At 54.3% G+C, this 573-nt stretch carries 1 rRNA gene; it reads right to left on the reverse strand.

The features are described from left to right. Positions 1-573, reverse strand: a 23S ribosomal RNA gene (locus ACFI6L_RS20290); the annotation flags it as partial.

Below are 573 nucleotides of genomic sequence, written 5' to 3' on the forward strand. Positions count from 1 at the left end.
TCAGGGATGACTCATCTTTGGGCCGGCTTCCCGCTTAGATGCTTTCAGCGGTTATCCGTTCCGAACATAGCTACCGGGCAATGCCATTGGCATGACAACCCGAACACCAGCGGTTCGTCCACTCCGGTCCTCTCGTACTAGGAGCAGCTCCCATCAATCATCCAACGCCCACACCAGATAGGGACCGAACTGTCTCACGACGTTCTAAACCCAGCTCGCGTACCACTTTAAATGGCGAACAGCCATACCCTTGGGACCGACTTCAGCCCCAGGATGTGATGAGCCGACATCGAGGTGCCAAACACCGCCGTCGATATGAACTCTTGGGCGGTATCAGCCTGTTATCCCCGGAGTACCTTTTATCCGTTGAGCGATGGCCCTTCCATACAGAACCACCGGATCACTATGACCTACTTTCGTACCTGCTCGACGTGTCTGTCTCGCAGTTAAGCTAGCTTATGCCATTGCACTAACCTCACGATGTCCGACCGTGATTAGCTAACCTTCGTGCTCCTCCGTTACTATTTGGGAGGAGACCGCCCCAGTCAAACTACCCACCAGACACTGTCCACA

Source organism: Alteromonas sp. G4i35 (assembly GCF_054960375.1).